Origin of the sequence: Blastopirellula sp. J2-11 (genome assembly GCF_024584705.1) — a bacterium.
Taxonomy (GTDB): Bacteria; Planctomycetota; Planctomycetia; order Pirellulales; family Pirellulaceae; genus Blastopirellula.
On the sequence record NZ_CP097384.1, the window covers coordinates 4,787,186 to 4,805,028 of the forward strand.

The following is a 17,843-nucleotide window of genomic DNA, read 5'->3' on the forward strand; positions in this document are numbered from 1 at the left end:
AACTCACGATGTGGACGCTTCTAAAAACCGATTGCGGCTTACTTTATAGATTGCGGCGAAGCCGATGAAATTAACGCTACCTAGTGAGTTTGACGAATTCCTCCACGCCTTGGTGAAAGAGGGCCGATACGCATCGATCGAAGAGGCGGCTGTCGCCGGCATTCGACTTCTACAAGCGCAAGAATCGTTACGTCTCGACATCGCCAAGGGGATCCGGCAATTGGATGCCGGCGACGCCTTCGACGAAGACGAAGTCTTCGCCGAAGTGAAATCGATAATCGCTAAAATTGAATCTGAGCAGCGGTGAGCTCCCTGGCATGAATTAACTGCGATATTCTGCCGAAGCGAAAGTTGACTTAACGGATATTGCTTCTCACATAGCCCAGGATAAGCCGCAAGCGGCAAGGCGTTGGCTTCACAAGATTCGCGACAAGTGTCGATTTGTTTCCAGTCAACCCGATATCGGCGACCCCCGTGACGAATTGGGGGCAGGTGTCCGAGCAGTTGCATTTGGTCGCTACGTGATCTTCTTTCGACACGGCGCCAATGAAGTTCAGATCGTTCGAATTCTTCCCGGCGATCGTGATCCGACGCTTCTTTAGTTCCAAGACGTGTCGCGCCCCTACCAAGATTTCTGTGCGCGAACCGCCTCTCCCTGCATGTGTCTCCCTCTCCACAACCTCATTTTCTGTTGGAGTTTTTTCGCATGAAACCGATTCCGAGTCTCGCCCATTTATTGCTTCCTTCAAGAAACTGTAGAGATCCTATGCGCTCCCCTGATCAATCATGGCTACCAAACAAAAACAAAACGAACTTCTCCATCGCGATCGCCATTTCCGCGGTCATCTAAAGCGGCTCGGCCTCGATACGGTCGAGCAGTATCGCTCTTGGTGCGCCGAAAACGGCTTCACCGGCAAGCTCCGTAAAAAGGAGCGTCAGCGCGAACTGGAAATCGAGCATGCGGCGCGTCTCGCCGCGCGTCGCCAACTGTTGCGTCAAAAGCGTGATGCGCGGCGCCAGGGGGATCACTTGCTGTCGCTGGCTCGTAGGGAGATCGATGCGCGGCATGTTTCGGCGACGTCGCTCATTCGCTTCGCCAACGCGGTGAAAGAGACGAACCACAAGCGGAAAACCTTGGTCGACTTGCTGACGCACCTGCTGAATCAGCGGGCCAGTTTTCTGAATGGCTATTCGTTTTATCCCCACGACGGCGAGATCGCCGGCAACTCGGCGATTGAAGCCTTGCCGCTGATCGCAGCGTTTGGCCCGCATTGGATCCGGCCGTTGGAACAATGGAAGCCCAAGACCCGCAGCGCGCGTCGGCAGTTTATCTCGCTCTTGCATCACTTGTTTGTGCGGTACGGCGACATGCCGGCCTTCTTGGATCGCGTTTGGTTTACCGGTCTCGGCGGCCAATCCGACAAAGAACGCCTGTGGTACGTCCAGGTCGGCGCCGGCGAGAACTTGACGCGTTGCAACTTGCCGCTTCCTTACACCAAGAAGATGGCCCATCACTTTCTCTCGGCGCCGAACAACGCGACGGTCAACGAAGCGATTCGTTGGGGTCAGGTGATCGGCCTCGGTGGCGATGATCGGCTGGCCCAAGCAATCATGGGAACGCGACTGGCCAATGACTTTTCGCAGCACCAATTTTGGACGACGGTCATTCAATGGTTTATTCGCAATCCGCTGGAAGATCTGGCGCAAGTCGGACCGATCATCGACTACATTTACTTCCAAAAGTTTGAAGCCGCTTACTACTATCTCGGAGCAGATCAAAACGAAACAGGCCCAGCTCGGCAGCCGAACTTCACCATGAAGGGACGTACGCCTGAGGCGCTGTTGCGTCAGGTGAATCGCTGGCACGCCGGTCTTGAATCGAACTCGGCGTTCGACGTCCCGCAGTGGAAGCCGAGCGGTTTTCCTTCGTTCGATTGGCTCGACCAGTCATGGGACGGGGACGATCAATGGTGGTCGATCCGCGAAATTTGCACTGCCAAGGAACTCGTCGCCGAGGGACGCAAAATGCATCACTGCGTTGCGTTGTACGCTTCGACTTGTGTCCGCGGCGCCCGATCCATTTGGCGGATGGAAGTCGAGTCTTGCGATTTGCATCTGAAAGCGTTGACCTTAGAGGTCGACGCTCAATCGCGTACGATCGTACAAGCTCGCGGCAAATTCAATCGCTTGGCGACCGACCAAGAGAAAGAAGTGCTGCGCCGCTGGGCGTCGTCCGCCGGTTTGAAATTGGGCAACTATGCGTAACGCCGCTCCGACTAGTGATTCATCTCATCCAGAATTTCATACATCGGAGCGTAGTACGAATACGCCAAGCGAAAGATCAACGAGACCATCAGGCCGGCGACCATCAGCCAGACGCCGAAGCCCGCCAACATCGCCAACGTGTTGAGCGCGGCTTTGGCGCGGGCCTGGTAGTCGGCGGTCAGCTTTTCCATCATCTCAGACAGATTGCCGGTGATCTCGCCGGTATCGATCGCATCCAGAAATTCTTCGGGGAAGACGCTGGTGTGACGCAGCGCGGCGCCGATATTTTCTCCGTTTAGCAGATCACGATCGACCTGCTCGATGTACTGCGTGTAGTAGTCGCTATGGGTCGACTCTAAGCCGAGTTGAACCGAACGCCGCGCATCAAGCCCGCCGCCGGTGGTCAGCGCCATTGACCAGGCCATCTGCGACAACGCGATGGTTTTCAGCGGATAGCTGACTCCGGGGATGTTCATCAAAATGCGGCCCAACGGCAAAAAGTCGAGTTGTCCGCGACTGTAGAACATCCAAACAGCCCAACCGCCGAAGATCAAACAGCCGATCAGCGAAAAATAAATGACCAGCCCCTTCGTGCCGATCAGCCCCAACCCCAGGATATCGACCGTCTGACCAGTCATGTCGCCGAGAAAACCCATAATCCAGATCAACAGCCCGACGACGCCGATTGCGAAGACCAGTTGGATCATCGGCCAGGTGATGCCGGCCAAAAAAGCGCTGCGAATCTGCTTCCGGTGTTCGTAGCGAACCGAGAGTTCCTTCAGAATCCGATCGAGATGCCCTGTTTCGTCCCCCAGACGCACCATTTCTCGAAAAACATGCGGAAAGTAGTCGCCTGTCCGTGTCAACGCGTCTCCCAGCGTCGACCCGTTTTCGACGGCATCCCGGATTTCGATCATCACCTGGCGATGTGCGCCCGACGATCGCTCGACCTCGCGGCGCCAGATAGTGCGGTCATCCACACCGGCGTCCAACTGCGTCCCGACTCGTCGGCACAGCAGAACGAGCGCTTGAAGTCCGATACGTGGGGAAAAAAACATGCCATCTCGCGATTTAAGGGAGTCGGAACGGTTCTCTCTCAAGATACCTGGGGAAATCGTCGCTGGCAGCGCCTTGCCCCTCGGCTAACGGCGCTGGATTTTGTTAAACTAGCGGATTCTCGAATTCAACCATTTACGACTAACACCCCTTGTGCGTCATGCCTCAGTGGAATCAAGCCGCGATCGTTGGAGTCGGCCTGATCGGCGGTTCGATCGGCTTGGCGATGCGAGCCCGTGGTTTGGCGAAGTCGATTATCGGGGTTGGGAGAAACAAAGAGAGCCTGGTCGACGCCCAACGAGTCGGCGCGATTGACCGAGCGACCACCGATATCGCCGACGGCGTCAAACAGGCCGACCTGGTGATCGTTTGTGCTCCGGTCGACAAGATTGTGGGCTTGGTGCACGAGATCGATCGGCACTGCCCGGTCGGTACGATTGTGACCGACGCCGGCAGTACGAAAAATGAAATCACGGCGGCGCTCGATCAAGGATTGACCAACGCACGCTTTGTCGGCGGCCATCCATTGGCGGGTGGCGCAAAAGCAGGCCCCAAACATGCCGACGCTTGCCTGTTTGTCGATCGCACCGTCGTACTGACGCCGACGCGGCGTACGAATGCAGCGGCAGCGGAAGCGATCGAAGATTTGTGGACTGCACTGGGGGCGACCGTCGTCTGGATGAAACCGAAAGAACATGACGAGGCGCTGGCCTTCACCAGCCATTTGCCTCACTGGGCGGCCGCAGCGGTCGCGGCGACCACTCCTGAGAAGTGGTTGCCGCTGACTTCGACCGGCTGGGCCGATACGACGCGGATCGCCAGCGGCGACGCCGCATTGTGGCGACAGATATTTACTTCGAATCGGGGCCACGTCTTGAAGGCGCTCGACAAGTTTGAGAAAGTGCTGGCGGCTTTGCGTGAAGCTCTCGAAGCAGAGAACGACGCCAAGCTCGAAAAACTCCTAAACGACGGAAAAAATCGCCGTGACGCTGTGGGAAATTGACATATATCCGTCCGCTGCCGAGCGCGACGCTGCCGCTGATTCGCTAATCGCCGCCGCGGCCGATCTGGGCCTTGCGTCCGATCTGCAGGTCGCTACGTCGCGCGGTTTTCTGATTCAGGCCGACTTCAACCGCGACCATGTCGAGCTGTTGTCGGATCAACTGCTCTGCGACACCGTCGTCGAACAGGCGAAAGTCGACCAGGCAGGCGCCGACTCGCTGTCGAAACCGCCGGCGTCCGGTTTGTCGCAATTGGTCTACGTCTTGCCGAAGCCCGGCGTGATGGATCCGGTTGCGCAAAGTACGATGACGGCGATCGCCGACTTTGGTCAATCGGCCGCCGCGGTCCGCACGTTCCGCAAATACTGGCTGCCGCAGTTGCCGCAACCGTTGTTCGACAAGCTGTGCAACAAACTGTTGGCGAACGACGCGATCGAGCAGGTCATCATCGGCCCGATTCCATTCGAGCAACTGTCGTTCGGCAAGCCGTACGAATTCGCGCTGGCGACCACGCCGATTCGCAAGCTGGATGACGCCGGTCTGACCAAGCTCAGCAAAGAGGGCCAGCTTTATCTGACGCTGGTCGAAATGCAAACCATTCAAAACTATTTCAACGAGCTGGGACGCGATCCGACCGACATCGAGCTGGAATCGGTCGCCCAAACTTGGAGCGAGCACTGCAGCCACAAAACGCTCGCCGGCCGCATCGCCTACAAAGATGAAAAAGGCGAACGCAAATTCAACAACATGCTGAAAGAGACGATCTTCGCGGCGACGCAGGAGATCCGCAAAAGCCTGGGTGACAAAGATTGGTGCGTCAGCGTTTTCCAAGACAACGCCGGCATCGTCCGCTTTGATGACGAGCACAACATCGTCTTCAAGGTCGAAACCCACAACCATCCGTCGGCGCTGGAACCTTACGGCGGCGCCAACACCGGCATCGGCGGCGTCGTCCGCGACCCGATGGGAACCGGCATGGGCGCCAAGCCGATCTGCAATACCGACGTCTTCTGTTTCGCTCCGCCCGATGTCGATCCCGAAACGCTTCCCCCCGGCGTGTTGCATCCGCGCCGCGTGATGAACGGCGTCGTCAGCGGCGTCCGTGATTACGGCAACCGCATGGGCATCCCCACGGTCAACGGCGCCGTCTACTTTGACGAACGTTACCTGGGCAACCCGCTCGTCTACTGCGGCAATGTCGGCCTGATCCCACAGCAGCACTCTTTCAAAGAAGTGAAGCCCAACGACTTGATCGTCGCGCTCGGCGGACGAACTGGTCGCGACGGCATCCATGGCGCGACGTTTAGCTCGGCCGAACTGACCAGCGAGAGCGAATCGCTCTCGGGCGGCGCCGTCCAGATCGGTAACGCCATCACCGAAAAGATGGTGCTTGACGTTCTGCTGGAAGCCCGCGATCGCGGCCTCTTCAACGCAGTCACCGACTGCGGCGCCGGCGGCTTCTCGAGCGCCGTAGGCGAGATGGGCGAGAAGATTGGCGCCGACGTTTGGCTCGATCGAGCGCCGCTGAAATACGACGGTCTGTCGTACACCGAAATCTGGATCAGCGAAGCGCAAGAGCGGATGGTGCTGGCCGTGCCCGATCACAAATGGGACGAGCTGGAAGAGCTTTGCTCGAGCGAAGGGGTCGAAGCGACGATCATCGGCCGGTTCGCGCCGACCGGTCGCTTGAAGCTGTTCTACTACCAAGAAGCGGTCGGCGACCTCGACATGAAGTTCCTGCACGATGGCCGCCCGCCGATCGTGCGTGAAGCGACTTACCAGCCGCTGCCGGTCAAGCCGCTGAAACTTCCGGCGGTCAAATCGTGCGATTTCGCCGGCGATTTGAAACAGATCCTTGGTTCGCTCAATGTCGCCAGCAAGCATTGGATCATTCGCCAGTACGATCACGAAGTGCAAGGGGGGAGCGTCATCAAGCCGCTGGTCGGCGTTCAAAATGACGGGCCCGGCGACGCGGCGGTGGTTCGCCCGGTGCTGACTTCGCATCGCGGCGTGGTCGTCTCGTGCGGCATGAACCCACGTTACGGCGATTTTGACACCTACGACATGGCGACCAGCGCGATTGACGAAGCGATGCGCAACTGCGTCGCCGTCGGCGCCGATCCTTCGCAGATCGCGATCCTCGACAACTTCTGCTGGGGCTATACCGATCGCCCTGAAACGCTCGGCTCGCTCGTTCGCTCGGCGATCGCGTGTTATGACATGGCGATCGCATTGGGCACGCCGTTTATCAGCGGCAAAGATAGCTTGAACAACGAGTTCAGCTACTTCAACGACACCGGCGAAAAGCAGACGATCTCGATTCCCCCGTCGCTGCTGATCAGCGCCTTGGGTCAGGTCGACGACGTCCGCCGCTGCGTGACGATGGATCTGAAAAAGACCGGCAGCAAACTGTATGTCGTCGGCAAAACGTTCAACGAACTGGGCGGTTCGCACTGGTCGTTGATTCACGATCAAAAAGATGGCGCCGCGCCGAAGGTCAATCCGGCCATCGCCAAAAGCACCTTCGCTTCGCTGCATAAAGCGATTCATGGTGGTTTGGTTCGCTCGTGTCATGATCTCTCCGAAGGCGGTTTGGCCGTCGCGGCGGCCGAAATGGCTTTTGCTGGCGGACTTGGCGCCGAGCTCACCCTCGACAACATGCCACATGACGAAGCGGCCCAACATGCAGTCAGCTTGCTGTTTAGCGAATCGAATACGCGATTTTTGGTCGAAGTTCCGGCCGAGAACGAAAAGCAGTTCCAATCGCTGTTGGCCGGCATTCCGCACGCGGCGATCGGCATGGTGATCGAAAAGCCGAAACTGACGATCTCGCTCAAAAAGACGAAGCTCGTTTCGGCCTCGCTGGACGAACTGAAACAAGCTTGGCTCTCGCCGCTCGACTGGTAAGCGATCTCCTTTCCTTATTTCTGTTTGCAGCACCTTTCAAGAAAAAGTACCCGACGATGGCGACTCCCAAGGCGTTGATCCTGCGAGCCCCAGGCACCAATTGCGACCGCGAAACCGCGTTCGCGTTTGAAGCGGCCGGCGGCGCCGCCGAGCGCGTCCATCTCAATCGCCTGCTCGATCAGCCGCAGCTGGCCGAGGGCTTCCAAATCCTCTGCCTGCCCGGCGGCTTCAGCTATGGCGACGACATCGCCGCCGGTCGAATCGTCGGCAGCCTGATTCGTCATCATCTCGACGAAGTGCTGCGTGAATTTGTCGATGCCGGCAAGCTGGTGCTAGGCATCTGCAACGGCTTTCAAATCCTCCTCAAATCGGGCATCCTGCTCCCCGACGCCGCCGACGGTCACGCGCCGGCGACCTTGGCCTGGAACGAGTCGCAACGGTTCATCGATCGCTGGGTTCACTTGAAAACCAACGGCGACAAATGCGTCTTCCTCAAAGAGATCGAAAAAATGTATCTGCCGGTCGCCCACGCCGAAGGACGCTTCGTCGCTCGCTGCGCCGAAACGCTCAAATCGCTTGATCAGTCGGGCCAACTTTCGCTTCGCTACACCAACGCCTCAGGCGGTGAAGCGGCTTACCCCGATTGTCCCAACGGCGCCCAACTAGGCGTCGCCGGCGCTTGCGACGAAACCGGCCGCGTCTTCGGCCTGATGCCGCACCCCGAACGTCATCTCGACCCCACGCATCACCCCCGCTGGACCCGCGGCGAAGCCGGCGAAGTCGGCGACGGCCTCAAGATCTTCCAAAACGCGGTCCAGTTTTTCGCCTAAGCGGGCTGCGCTCACTCACGGTTAGCCCGGATCGCTCCGCTATCGGGGCCAACCTTGGAAATAGCGCAACTTCTATAAGCAATCGCCTGTGGGCAAGCCGAGCGAATGTGGTCGGACCGGACCGCCGTGATTTTTTTATCGATTCATCTAGTTTGCACGGCTGTTAGTCTGGGTAATTTGAAGACCCCGCCTGACCCGCCAATCGGACAGGACCGGACTGGACCGCGACGTTTTTTTCGTAGCTCAAGCCGAGCTAGCGAGGGTAAATGAGGCCATTCTGCCCAATACCCAATCGCCCCAACGTTGATTCGTGCTTCTTTTGACATTCAGGACTTTGACTTTGTGATTAGTTTCACAATGTGGACTGGACCGCGGCAATTTTTTTCGGCGCACCGAGCAGCCGAAATGGCAGTCTGGGTAATATAACGCCAGCCCTCGACGACAAATAAAAGCGGGCCGCTAGTCATTAGCACATGGGTCCAGAAACGCGAATTTTCAAAGAGCCGAGAAGCCTCCTTCCGCGTGACGAGCTACGCCGATTTACGGTGCGCCGCTCGGCAATCGACCACGAATCCGTGCGCTTTGTCAACGGACAAAATCCGACGCGCCAGAGCGCCCAAAACGTCCTACTCGTAGAGTGCGTCAAGACGCACCGGGCGTTGCCAAGAGCTACAAAATCGAACCTAGCGTGGCAACGCAAACGGCGCCCACGGATTGCGTCGTTACGCTCATTGGATGGTCGCAGACGAACAGGTTCTTGGTGTGTCGCGACACATACTACAACACTGCAAGTCTTGTTTGACTCTAGTTTTTCACCTGCTATCATGAGCAATCATTCACAAGAAAATTGAGGATACTGATGCACGCCAAAGTATGCCATCTCTTTTGGAATCTGTTGGGCGTGAAAGCGGTTCGTAGCGCCGCTTTCTTCCCGCTGATTTGCTTCACAGCATTGGCCCTGTTTCTGCAGTCAGGGTGTGCGGCGAGATCGGATCGACCGGATCTTGGCGAAGTGACTGGAACGGTCACTCTCGACGGAAAACCGCTTGCTGACGCCTTGTTGACGTTTGTTCCCGAAAGGGGGCGCTCCTCCTTCGGGGCAACCGACGAAGCCGGTTTCTACCGGTTGAAATACACAGGCGATTTCGACGGAGCGGTTCTCGGCCAGCACAAAGTGGTCATCGAGAGTATCGTGGCTAGCGGCAATCATTCCGATCCGTCCATCGAGCGAAACAACTCGGCGCAAGTCGAAAAAATTCCGCGCAAATACAATACTCGATCCGAGTTGAAGCGAGAGGTGGTCGCCGGCAGCAATGCGTTCGATTTCGAGCTCACCTCTCGTTAAAGCTTGCTATCTCATTCGTCCCTTATCTGTTTTCGCGTCTCGCTCTTCTAACGAGTATCCATCATTGCTAGTCAGAGCGGATCGCGTTGATTATTGAAGTCTCTCAGCAACTTGCCGCGGGGATCTCTTCGTAGGAAAGGAAGTAGAAATGAATACTCGTTCTCGATCCGGTTTTACGCTCGTTGAATTACTGGTGGTGATCGCCATTATCGGCGTTCTGATCGCGCTGTTACTGCCGGCCGTCCAGCAAGCCCGCGAAGCGGCGCGGCGGATGCAATGCACGAACAATCTGAAACAGCTGGGAATAGCGATGCACCTTCATCATGACGCGCATGGCAAGTTTCCTCAGGGCTACGCCGACATTCGCAGCACCGGCCGAGCTTCGATCGATAATGAAGGACATTGGAGCTGGTCCACGTTCGTGTTGCCGTATATCGAACAAACGGCGCTGGCCAACTTGTTAAACGCCGACGAACGAGACGCCTCCACGGCGCTGGCGGACGCCACGGTCTTGGCCGCAGCCCAACAAACTCAGGCAGCGTTTCGTTGTCCTTCCGATACCGGCCCCGTACTGAACGAAAATGTAGGGCATGCCATTGCAGCCGGCGGAGACAATCTCATGCCGGTCAGCAACTACGTAGTGAACAACAACAATTACAACACGAAACAAGCTCGGGCCACCAATAACCTCGATGGTTTGTCTGGCGGCACGGGATTGTTTTGGCGCGATAGCGAGTCGTCGTTCCGCGACATCACCGACGGCGCCAGCAACACCTTCATGCTGGGCGAAAAATCGTATCAATTTGCGTCGTCCGCCCCCGACCCTTCGTACGCAGGCTCGCTCTACGCCGCTCGAGACTTCAATGCGACGGGCCCTGAACAGGGAAGCGGAAACCAAGGACTAGTTGCAATCTTCGGCTCTTTGCGAGTCCCGATCAATCCGGCTTACATTTCCAGTTCGGTCTCCGAACGACAAGGGTATAGCAGTCAGCACCCAGGCGGCGCCCAGTTCGCACTCGCCGACGGCAGCGTTCGCTTCTTCAGCGAAAACATCGAGCATAGCGTTGATGGGACGATCAACAGCACGATCGAACGACTCGCCGGAATTTCCGACGGAGAGGTAATCGGAGAGTACTAATCGACTAGCGACTGAATGACGCCGGCCTCTTTGCGCCAGCGTCATCCCTTTCTTCAATCGCGACGCGGCAAACGACCACGTATCTGTGCGCTTTGTCATCGGAAAAAATCCGCCGCGCCAGAGCGCCCCAAACGTCCTACGTGCAGGGTGCGTCAAGACGCACCGGGAGTTGCCGAAAGCGACGAAATCAAACCCAGCGTGGCAACGCAATCGACGCCCACGGATTGCGTTTGCACGCTCATTGAATGGTCGCCGATTCGCAGGTTCTTGGTGCGTCGCGACGCACCTAACGCAACTTAAAAGTAGAATACGTTATTCGGTTTTGCTTCACTCAGCCTACAGGACTTCGACAGAGAGAGACCAACCCATGCCCGAGCCGAGCGCAGCGCGGACGCGTGCCTTTCCAACGCCTAAAAAGTTCAACGCTTGGCTCGCGGTCCATCATGCGACGGAAACGGAATTGTGGCTCAAAATCCATAAGAAGGCGTCTGGTCTTCAATCGATCACCTGGCAAGAAGCGGTGATTGAGGCGCTGTGCTGGGGTTGGATCGACGGCGTGAAGAAATCGTTGGATGACATTTCTTACCTGCAACGATTTACGCCGCGGCGGCCGAAGAGCAATTGGTCGCAGCGCAATCGCGAGCATGTCGAACGGCTGCTTGCGGAAAACAGGATGCAAGAGCCGGGCCTGGCGCATGTTCGTGCGGCCCAAGCCGATGGGCGTTGGGACGCCGCTTACGCGCCGTCCAGCGAAGTGGTCGTCCCGGCCGATTTCGTCGCCGCCGTCCGCACCGATCCAAGCGCGAAAGCGTTTTTCGCGACGTTGAACAAAGCCAATCTATTCGCGATCGCCTATCAATTGCAAACGGCCAAAAAGCCTGAGACGCGGCAACGACGTTTTGACAATCTGCTCGCGATGCTCAAGAGCCAAACCCGGATCCACTGACGATTTTGCGACGGCGCTCGCTTCCAAACTGTCCGACCATTCAGCCAGGGCCCTGCCAGTCTGCCCCCAACTGGCGGGTTGCCTAGCCATCCATGAATGGCTCGCTCCTTCAGATCTGACGGAGAGCCGGGGGGCCAGCCAACTACTTCGTCAGGTGAAAATCGAACTCGGTATTTTCGCGACTCACGTCGGCGGTCAGCGTGCTCTTTTTGTTGTATTGGACCGGGATCAAGTCCATAAATTCGTGAGCCGGATCGGAAGTTTGGATGACCGAGTGGATCACCACCTTCTTCTCTCCGGCAGGGACCTTCGCGGCGTATTGACCATCTTTGATATCGGCCGAGGCGACCATGCCGTCGGCGATGTCTTGATCGGAACGGAAGGAAATCGAGCCGTTGGGGAGCGGCTCGCCGCCGATAGTGACCTTTCCCGTCACTTCAATTCGATCGGGAAACCTGCGTTCGGCGGTGCAGCCGAGCGTTCCGATCAACACTGCGACCAAACCCACCCACACTATTTCGTGCGTCTTCATCGGGCGCGCCTCTCTATGTTTTGGAATGATTACTCAAGAGATGGAAAGCCTATGACTTGTCTTGAAGGAGGACTGGGGGCGCTTATCTCCAAGGAGGTAAGAGCCCCAGCCGACTTCACTTCAAGTCGCACAGACGCGATTAGTACTGCGAAACGACCAAGCCATCCTGACGGTTGGCAAGTCGCGCCATCGAACCCGTGTCAACCGATTCCGTAAGAAATCGGACCGACGCGTCGCCAACAAGAACCATGACGCCGCCTGGATGAGCGGATCGCAGGGGACTGTTGTATCCGAGTTCGCTGACGCCGTCCGAGCTATCCGTGGTGTATTCGATCGCGGGGCCGGGGTTAATGATGTGTCGCAAGGTGACGCAGTTATGAACGCGACGTGAACCGGTATTTCGTTGGTAACCAGCCGCAAAACCGTGCGTCGTGCCAGAGCGAACGTCTTTACGCGTTCCGCCAGAGACGTAAACCCAGTCGCCGATTTCGCTGACCACAATCGTATTGCTGCTGCCGTCGGTGATCGACGCAAAGGTGTTTTTCGACTGCTTGGCGAGCACGCCGTTGGTCGCGCTCACGCCAAAGGCGGTATCGCTTGTGTCATTCACCGCAGTAACGCCGCCGTAGCCGTCGACATGGCCGGCAATGCCGATATAGTCGGCGACCATGGTCTTGGGAGTCTGGCTGCTGAACTCTTGCTCCAGCGCCGAAGAGGGACAGCCGAACACGGGGAAATTGGTGTTGCCGATGGCGGTTTCAATATTCGAGTCGTAGAAGCTGCGATTCGGGAAGTCGCTGCTATCGAAGGCGTTCCCCAACTCTAAAAACGGCATGCTGTACGCCATCCAGGAGTGCCCGCCGGGGCTCTTATAGCCGTTGCCGAAAGGAGCGGAATTGTCGCTGGCTCCCGGCGGAAAGCGACCATACGTATCGTGAAAGTTATGCAGGGCGAGCCCCATCTGTTTTAGATTGTTGGAGCATTGCGAACGCCGAGCCGCTTCGCGGGCCGCTTGAACCGCCGGCAACAATAAGGCGATCAGCACGCCGATGATTGCGATCACCACCAAAAGCTCGACCAGTGTGAAACCGGGACGATTTCGAGACGATGACATGCACATAGAAAGAACCCCAAAGAAAAGAAGAAGACAAAGAAGGGATTGGCTTTTCCCCGCAGAGGGTAAAGCCGTGTAAAGATAAAAATAATTATATCGATTTGACTTTTTTGCAGGCGCAAGGATCGCCGCAAAAGCGCTGCGGTTTTCCCCATGCCGCCCCAGAGATTCCATCCCGCGACTTGCGGCGAACCCGGGATTTTCGCGAGCAGGACCACGTAACGGCCGCAGAAGAAACCAGAGCATCGCGAGGGACCGGTTTACCGCATTCCAGAAAATCACCTTCTTGAAGTTGACGTTTCCTCTCTCTCTTGCTAACATTACCGCTATTGAGACTCACTATCATTTCAGCCGCCAGCCAGCCCGTTCTAATCTGCGGGAGCCAGCTTCGCTGGATGTACCATCCGATTCGCCGTGACCGGCGAACTCGGCTGGCTCGCTGCGATCGCAGAACGCAAATGCGCACTGCGAGAGCAATCGCTGGCTTCGGCATGAAGGAGAGATTTGGTGGATTTTTACACGCTTGCCGCTGACTTGTTTCGCCAGGAACGAAACCGACAGGCCCTCCATGTGCTGCAGCGCCATCACGACCAGTGGGTCCATGATGGTCGTTGTTGGCAATTGGCGGGGCAGATTCAGTTCCGCCTGGGAGAACTGGCCGCCGCGGCTCGCATGTTAGAAACCGCTGCGATTCTCATTCCTCTCTCGGCGGCGGCCCAGTGCCGTTTGGCCGAGTGTTATCTCCGCACGCAGCGCCCTGATTTGGCGGCTTGCATTTACGCTCACCTGGCCGAGATCGAAAATCTCGACGAGGTTTCAGCGGTCGATGCGGTTCGCGGGCTGCTGCGTGTCGACGCGATTGGAGACGGGGTCGACTTGGGTCTGCGCAGTCTGCGGCGTTTTCGAGAAAATCATCGACTACTGGTGCTAGTCGCTGATGGACTGGAACGCTCGGGACTGGGGCCGCAAGCGGCGCTTCCTTTGTTGCTGCAGGCCGAACGGCTGCAGCCGAAGAATCTCCAATACAAAATCGCGGTGATCAAGAGACTGGTCGAAGCTGGACGGCGCTTAGACGCCGTTCGGCGGTTGCGCGTTATCGAGGTCGAGTCGCTGGACTGCGTCGCGTCGTTACAGCGGTTACGTCTGCTGTTGGCGGCCTGCGGCGAAGTTGCCGGAGCCGAAGCGTGCCATGCGCGCTTGGCCCAAATCGAATACGAGGCCGTTTCCTCGTACCGACCGACTGACGAAGAGGAGAGCGACGGATAGTCGCGCCCCTTCACGCTTCACCATCTGATCGCTTGGAGAGAATGCCTGTGATTCAAAATCAATTACAGCGCGCCGTCGCTTGCTATAGTCGCGGAATGCTCGGCGAAGCGCTTCGCCATGTCGATGCGGCGCTGGCCGAAGGAGATATCGCCGCCGACGCTTTGGAGTTGAAAGGAGTCATCCTGCAGATGCAGGGGGCGCATGAGGCGGCGCTGCACACGCTAGAACACGCGCGCCAATTGCAACCGCTCTCGATGGCGGCGCAACTGGCGATGGCCGACTGCTATTGCCAACAGGGTGACTTTGAAGATGGTCGCTTGATCTATTGCGAGTTATCGGATCGCGACGACTTTCCTCCAACGCTCTTGTCTTGCCTGGCCGAAGGATTAGGGCGATTGCAAGAGTTTGACCGGGCGCGGCGCGTCTGTGAGTTGGCCGTGCAGCACAATCCCGGCTGCCACGCTGCGTTGTACGGCGTCGTCTTTTACATGTGCCGCGCCGGCGAACCTGCCGAGAAGTCGATCCCTCTAGTCGAGAAGCTGATCGATTTGGCGCCGCGTGTGTTTCGGTATCGGATGTCGCTGGCGACCCTGTATGGTCAACAAGGGGAACAGGAAAAAGCGTATCTGGCGATTGCCGACGCATCGACCGATGAACTTCGCTCGGTCGATTGCACCTGTTGCGTGACGCGCTTGATCGATTTGTTCGCCCAGTTTGGCGACAAAGAGCGAGCCGCCTATTGTCGCTGCCGAATGATCGAAATCGCCAGCGAATAGCAGTCGTTCGCCGCTCTATTATTGAGCGGCCAACTTCGACGCAACTTCTTTCCCTACCAAATAACCTTCCCAGGAAGTGAATCTTATGAGCGTTTCGATCGCGATTTTTTATGGTTCCACCACCGGCAATACCGAAATGGCCGCTAACAAGATTGCCGAAGAACTCGGCGGCCTGCTGACGCACATCGGCGATGTCAGCCAAACGAAGCCCGCAGAGTTGACGCAATACGATGTGTTGTTACTCGGCGTTTCAACTTGGAACATCGGCGAGATGCAAGATGATTGGTTCGACTTTCTCCGCCAACTGGGCGACCTCGACCTGACCGGCAAGAAAGTGGGGCTGTTCGCCATGGGAGACTCGTACGGCTATCCCGACAATTTTCTCGATGCGATGGGAGAGTTATGGGGGGCGATTCAGAAGCGCGGAGCGGAACTCGTCGGCGTCTGGCCAGCGGCCGGCTATCAGTTTGACGAGTCGCAAGCGATGTATGACGACGAGCATTTCGTCGGACTTGGTCTCGACGAAGATAACGAGTCGGATCAAACCGAAGATCGCATCCGCACCTGGTTGGTGCAAGTGCTGCAAGAGATCGGGCTGCTAAACCTGCAAGATCTGGCGGACGCAGGGTAACGTTTCTTCGGGCGTCGTTGCAGGCTTGCCCAAATGATTGCTCCACCTGGCGAAATCAGCCGCACGGCGTTAGCCGCGTTTTTTTCGCCGATTGCGTGTTGCGAATAAGGTCATATCGGAAACCGGAGCTAACGCTCTGCGGCTGATGTTATTTCTGACAAAGTGATGTGCCGCAAGATAACGAAAACCGTTAGCACTCGGTCCAGTTGACGGCCAAACCGCCGCGGGACGTTTCTTTGTACTTCTTGGACATGTCGGCGCCGGTTCGCCGCATCACGTTGATCACGCGATCGAGCGAAACGTGATGCGTGCCGTCGCCGTGCAGCGCCAAGCGGGAAGCGTTGATCGCTTTGGCGGCGCCCATCGCATTACGTTCGATGCAGGGAGCTTGCACCAAGCCGCCGATCGGATCACAGGTCAGACCGAGATTGTGCTCCATGCCGATCTCGGCCGCTTGCTCGACTTGTTGCGGAGTTCCTCCCAATACTTCGGTCAGTGCTGCGGCCGCCATCGAACAGGCGACGCCCACTTCTCCCTGACAGCCGACCTCGGCGCCAGAAATCGACGCGTTCTTCTTGTACAGCACCGCGATCGCGCCGGCCGTCAGCAAAAAGCGAATCACGCCATCTTCGTTGGCTTGCGGACAAAACCGGGCATAGTAATGCAGCACCGCCGGAATAATGCCGGCCGCACCGTTGGTGGGCGCTGTGACCACGCGCCCGCCGGCGGCGTTTTCTTCGTTCACGGCCATCGCAAATGCGTTGACCCAATCGAGCACCGACAGAGGGTCATTGGCGCCGCCATACCGTTTGATCAACTCCTGCGACAAGCCGTGCGCTCGCCGCTTGATCTTGAGCCCGCCGGGCAAAACGCCGGGAGTCGCGAGACCTTTCTCGACGCACTTTTGCATTGCGTCCCAGATCTTCTTTAGACCATCGCGAACTTCCGCTTCACTCCGCAACGACTTTTCATTCTCCAGCATGATGCTACTGAATGACATGCCGGTCTCTTGCGAGATCCGGAGCAAATCGGCCGCTTTTTCAAACGGATAGGGAAACGTCTCCGAGGCTTGGGGCGGACCTTGCGCCAGTTCCTGCTCGGAGACGACAAAACCACCGCCGATCGAGTAGTAAGCGGTTTCTTGCAGGCTCGCGCCGTCTGCAGCAATCGCCGTAAACTTCAGCCCGTTGGGATGGGCCGGCAGTGATTTGCGCCGATGGAACAGCAGATCGGTTTCGACGTCGAACGCGATCTCGCGCCTCCCGGCCAGGTTCAGCTTGTGCGACGCTTCGATCCGCTCGGCGGTCGGTACGATCGATTCAGGATCGACCGACTCCGGCGTTTCTCCCTCTAAGCCGACGAGTACCGCTTTGTCGGTGCCGTGACCGATGCCGGTCAGCGCGAGCGATCCAAACAGTTCGGCTTGCAGACGAGCGACGTTGTCCAACTGACCGGCCTGGGTCAGATCGGCTAAAAACCGATGCGCGGCCCGCATCGGCCCAACCGAGTGAGAGCTGGAGGGTCCGATTCCAATCGTGAATAACTCGAAGACACTGATCATTTTCGCGCGACTCGCTTCCGCTGATAATTGTACGCGTCACCCTGCTGAGGAGTGCGGTTTGAATAGCGTTATTTAAAATCGCAGGCGCCTAGGATTCTTCGTTGCCCGACGCGCGAGCGAGGGAAAATCGCTCGGCCATTCTGATACGATTCGAAGTAGCTAAACGCATTTCCCTCGCTCGCGCTCTTTGAAGTTGCGCTTTTTCGAATCTATCGAACACTAGCCCGCAGCGCAAGCGAGGGAATACGGCTCGCCACTTCAATCCGTGTTAGGATCATCGCCAACTCTATTCCCTCGCTGGCGCTGGCGGGCTAGTGTGACGATTTCCGGTTGGTTCTGGCCGTAATAACGTCCTTCATTCGTGTTCGATCGTTCGTGAATTGCAAATAGCGCAACTTCAAAAAACGCGTTTCGGGCTACGAAGAGAAAATGCCGTTACGCAACACCAAATAGCGTAGGAGACGTATTCATTATC

16 protein-coding genes are annotated in these 17,843 nt (G+C 57.4%); 12 read left to right on the plus strand and 4 right to left on the minus strand.

From position 1 onward, the window contains the following. Positions 1 to 64: 64 nt before the first annotated feature. From M4951_RS18865 to M4951_RS18875, 3 genes are all read left to right on the plus strand, one after another. Positions 65 to 307, plus strand: coding sequence for a type II toxin-antitoxin system ParD family antitoxin (locus M4951_RS18865; protein WP_262023184.1), 243 nt, complete (start codon positions 65 to 67; stop codon positions 305 to 307). Positions 308 to 326: 19 nt separating this feature from the next. Next, positions 327 to 602, plus strand: a complete 276-nt coding sequence (locus M4951_RS18870; RefSeq protein ID WP_262026940.1) for a type II toxin-antitoxin system RelE/ParE family toxin — start codon at positions 327 to 329, stop codon at positions 600 to 602. 184 nt (positions 603 to 786) lie between these two features. Next, a complete protein-coding gene (locus M4951_RS18875) occupies positions 787 to 2,265 on the plus strand; it encodes a PcfJ domain-containing protein (protein ID WP_262023185.1) in 1,479 nt (492 codons plus the stop codon). Positions 2,266 to 2,276: 11 nt separating this feature from the next. Here the strand turns inward: M4951_RS18875 and M4951_RS18880 are convergent, their stop codons facing one another. Then, positions 2,277 to 3,323 carry a type II secretion system F family protein gene (locus tag M4951_RS18880; protein WP_262023186.1) on the minus strand — a complete coding sequence of 349 codons (1,047 nt, stop codon included), beginning with the start codon at positions 3,321 to 3,323 and terminating at the stop codon, positions 2,277 to 2,279. 158 nt (positions 3,324 to 3,481) lie between these two features. Between M4951_RS18880 and M4951_RS18885 the strand changes: the two genes are divergently transcribed. From M4951_RS18885 to M4951_RS18910, 6 genes are all read left to right on the plus strand, one after another. Continuing rightward, the gene (locus M4951_RS18885; RefSeq protein ID WP_262023187.1) at positions 3,482 to 4,324 is read left to right on the plus strand and encodes a prephenate dehydrogenase; all 843 of its coding nucleotides are present in this window, start codon (positions 3,482 to 3,484) and stop codon (positions 4,322 to 4,324) included. Then, positions 4,305 to 7,229 (plus strand): phosphoribosylformylglycinamidine synthase subunit PurL, encoded by a 2,925-nt coding sequence (gene purL, locus M4951_RS18890; protein WP_262023188.1) that lies wholly within the window; start codon positions 4,305 to 4,307, stop codon positions 7,227 to 7,229. Before M4951_RS18885 ends, purL begins: the two co-directional genes overlap by 20 nt. 56 nt (positions 7,230 to 7,285) lie before the next feature. Then, a complete protein-coding gene (gene purQ / locus M4951_RS18895; protein WP_262023189.1) occupies positions 7,286 to 8,059 on the plus strand; it encodes a phosphoribosylformylglycinamidine synthase I in 774 nt (257 codons plus the stop codon). An 859-nt stretch (positions 8,060 to 8,918) separates the two neighbouring features. Then, entirely contained in the window at positions 8,919 to 9,404 is a 486-nt protein-coding gene (locus M4951_RS18900) for a carboxypeptidase regulatory-like domain-containing protein (RefSeq protein WP_262023190.1), read from the plus strand. 148 nt (positions 9,405 to 9,552) lie between these two features. After that, positions 9,553 to 10,542 carry a DUF1559 domain-containing protein gene (locus M4951_RS18905; protein WP_262023191.1) on the plus strand — a complete coding sequence of 330 codons (990 nt, stop codon included), beginning with the start codon at positions 9,553 to 9,555 and terminating at the stop codon, positions 10,540 to 10,542. A gap of 367 nt (positions 10,543 to 10,909) precedes the next feature. Next, positions 10,910 to 11,488, plus strand: a complete 579-nt coding sequence (locus M4951_RS18910; protein ID WP_262023192.1) for a YdeI/OmpD-associated family protein — start codon at positions 10,910 to 10,912, stop codon at positions 11,486 to 11,488. A gap of 142 nt (positions 11,489 to 11,630) precedes the next feature. On the opposite strand, the gene M4951_RS18915 is transcribed toward M4951_RS18910, so the two are convergent. Both M4951_RS18915 and M4951_RS18920 read right to left on the minus strand, forming a co-directional pair. Next, positions 11,631 to 12,020 (minus strand): hypothetical protein, encoded by a 390-nt coding sequence (locus M4951_RS18915; RefSeq protein WP_262023193.1) that lies wholly within the window; start codon positions 12,018 to 12,020, stop codon positions 11,631 to 11,633. A gap of 139 nt (positions 12,021 to 12,159) precedes the next feature. Next, entirely contained in the window at positions 12,160 to 13,134 is a 975-nt protein-coding gene (locus M4951_RS18920) for a DUF1559 domain-containing protein (protein WP_262023194.1), read from the minus strand. A gap of 507 nt (positions 13,135 to 13,641) precedes the next feature. On the opposite strand from M4951_RS18920, the gene M4951_RS18925 reads away from it, so the two are divergent. The 3 genes from M4951_RS18925 (at position 13,642) to M4951_RS18935 (ending at position 15,807) form a co-directional block, all read left to right on the plus strand. After that, the gene (locus M4951_RS18925; protein ID WP_262023195.1) at positions 13,642 to 14,400 is read left to right on the plus strand and encodes a tetratricopeptide repeat protein; all 759 of its coding nucleotides are present in this window, start codon (positions 13,642 to 13,644) and stop codon (positions 14,398 to 14,400) included. Between the two features lie 47 nt (positions 14,401 to 14,447). After that, positions 14,448 to 15,176 (plus strand): tetratricopeptide repeat protein, encoded by a 729-nt coding sequence (locus tag M4951_RS18930; protein WP_262023196.1) that lies wholly within the window; start codon positions 14,448 to 14,450, stop codon positions 15,174 to 15,176. 85 nt (positions 15,177 to 15,261) lie between these two features. Beyond that, positions 15,262 to 15,807 (plus strand): flavodoxin, encoded by a 546-nt coding sequence (locus M4951_RS18935; protein WP_262023197.1) that lies wholly within the window; start codon positions 15,262 to 15,264, stop codon positions 15,805 to 15,807. A gap of 190 nt (positions 15,808 to 15,997) precedes the next feature. On the opposite strand, the gene M4951_RS18940 is transcribed toward M4951_RS18935, so the two are convergent. After that, a complete protein-coding gene (locus tag M4951_RS18940) occupies positions 15,998 to 17,368 on the minus strand; it encodes an L-serine ammonia-lyase (protein ID WP_262023198.1) in 1,371 nt (456 codons plus the stop codon). Positions 17,369 to 17,843 lie beyond the last annotated feature (475 nt).

Excerpts from the sequence above, each read along its gene's own strand:
- M4951_RS18865 (WP_262023184.1), top strand. The coding sequence starts at position 65 with ATGAAATTAACGCTACCTAGTGAGTTTGACGAATTCCTCCACGCCTTG.
- M4951_RS18875 (WP_262023185.1), top strand. The coding sequence starts at position 787 with ATGGCTACCAAACAAAAACAAAACGAACTTCTCCATCGCGATCGCCAT.
- M4951_RS18880 (WP_262023186.1), bottom strand. The coding sequence starts at position 3,323 with ATGTTTTTTTCCCCACGTATCGGACTTCAAGCGCTCGTTCTGCTGTGC.
- M4951_RS18885 (WP_262023187.1), top strand. The coding sequence starts at position 3,482 with ATGCCTCAGTGGAATCAAGCCGCGATCGTTGGAGTCGGCCTGATCGGC.
- purQ (WP_262023189.1), top strand. The coding sequence starts at position 7,286 with ATGGCGACTCCCAAGGCGTTGATCCTGCGAGCCCCAGGCACCAATTGC.
- M4951_RS18900 (WP_262023190.1), top strand. The coding sequence starts at position 8,919 with ATGCACGCCAAAGTATGCCATCTCTTTTGGAATCTGTTGGGCGTGAAA.
- M4951_RS18905 (WP_262023191.1), top strand. The coding sequence starts at position 9,553 with ATGAATACTCGTTCTCGATCCGGTTTTACGCTCGTTGAATTACTGGTG.
- M4951_RS18910 (WP_262023192.1), top strand. The coding sequence starts at position 10,910 with ATGCCCGAGCCGAGCGCAGCGCGGACGCGTGCCTTTCCAACGCCTAAA.
- M4951_RS18915 (WP_262023193.1), bottom strand. The coding sequence starts at position 12,020 with ATGAAGACGCACGAAATAGTGTGGGTGGGTTTGGTCGCAGTGTTGATC.
- M4951_RS18920 (WP_262023194.1), bottom strand. The coding sequence starts at position 13,134 with ATGTCATCGTCTCGAAATCGTCCCGGTTTCACACTGGTCGAGCTTTTG.
- M4951_RS18935 (WP_262023197.1), top strand. The coding sequence starts at position 15,262 with ATGAGCGTTTCGATCGCGATTTTTTATGGTTCCACCACCGGCAATACC.
- M4951_RS18940 (WP_262023198.1), bottom strand. The coding sequence starts at position 17,368 with ATGATCAGTGTCTTCGAGTTATTCACGATTGGAATCGGACCCTCCAGC.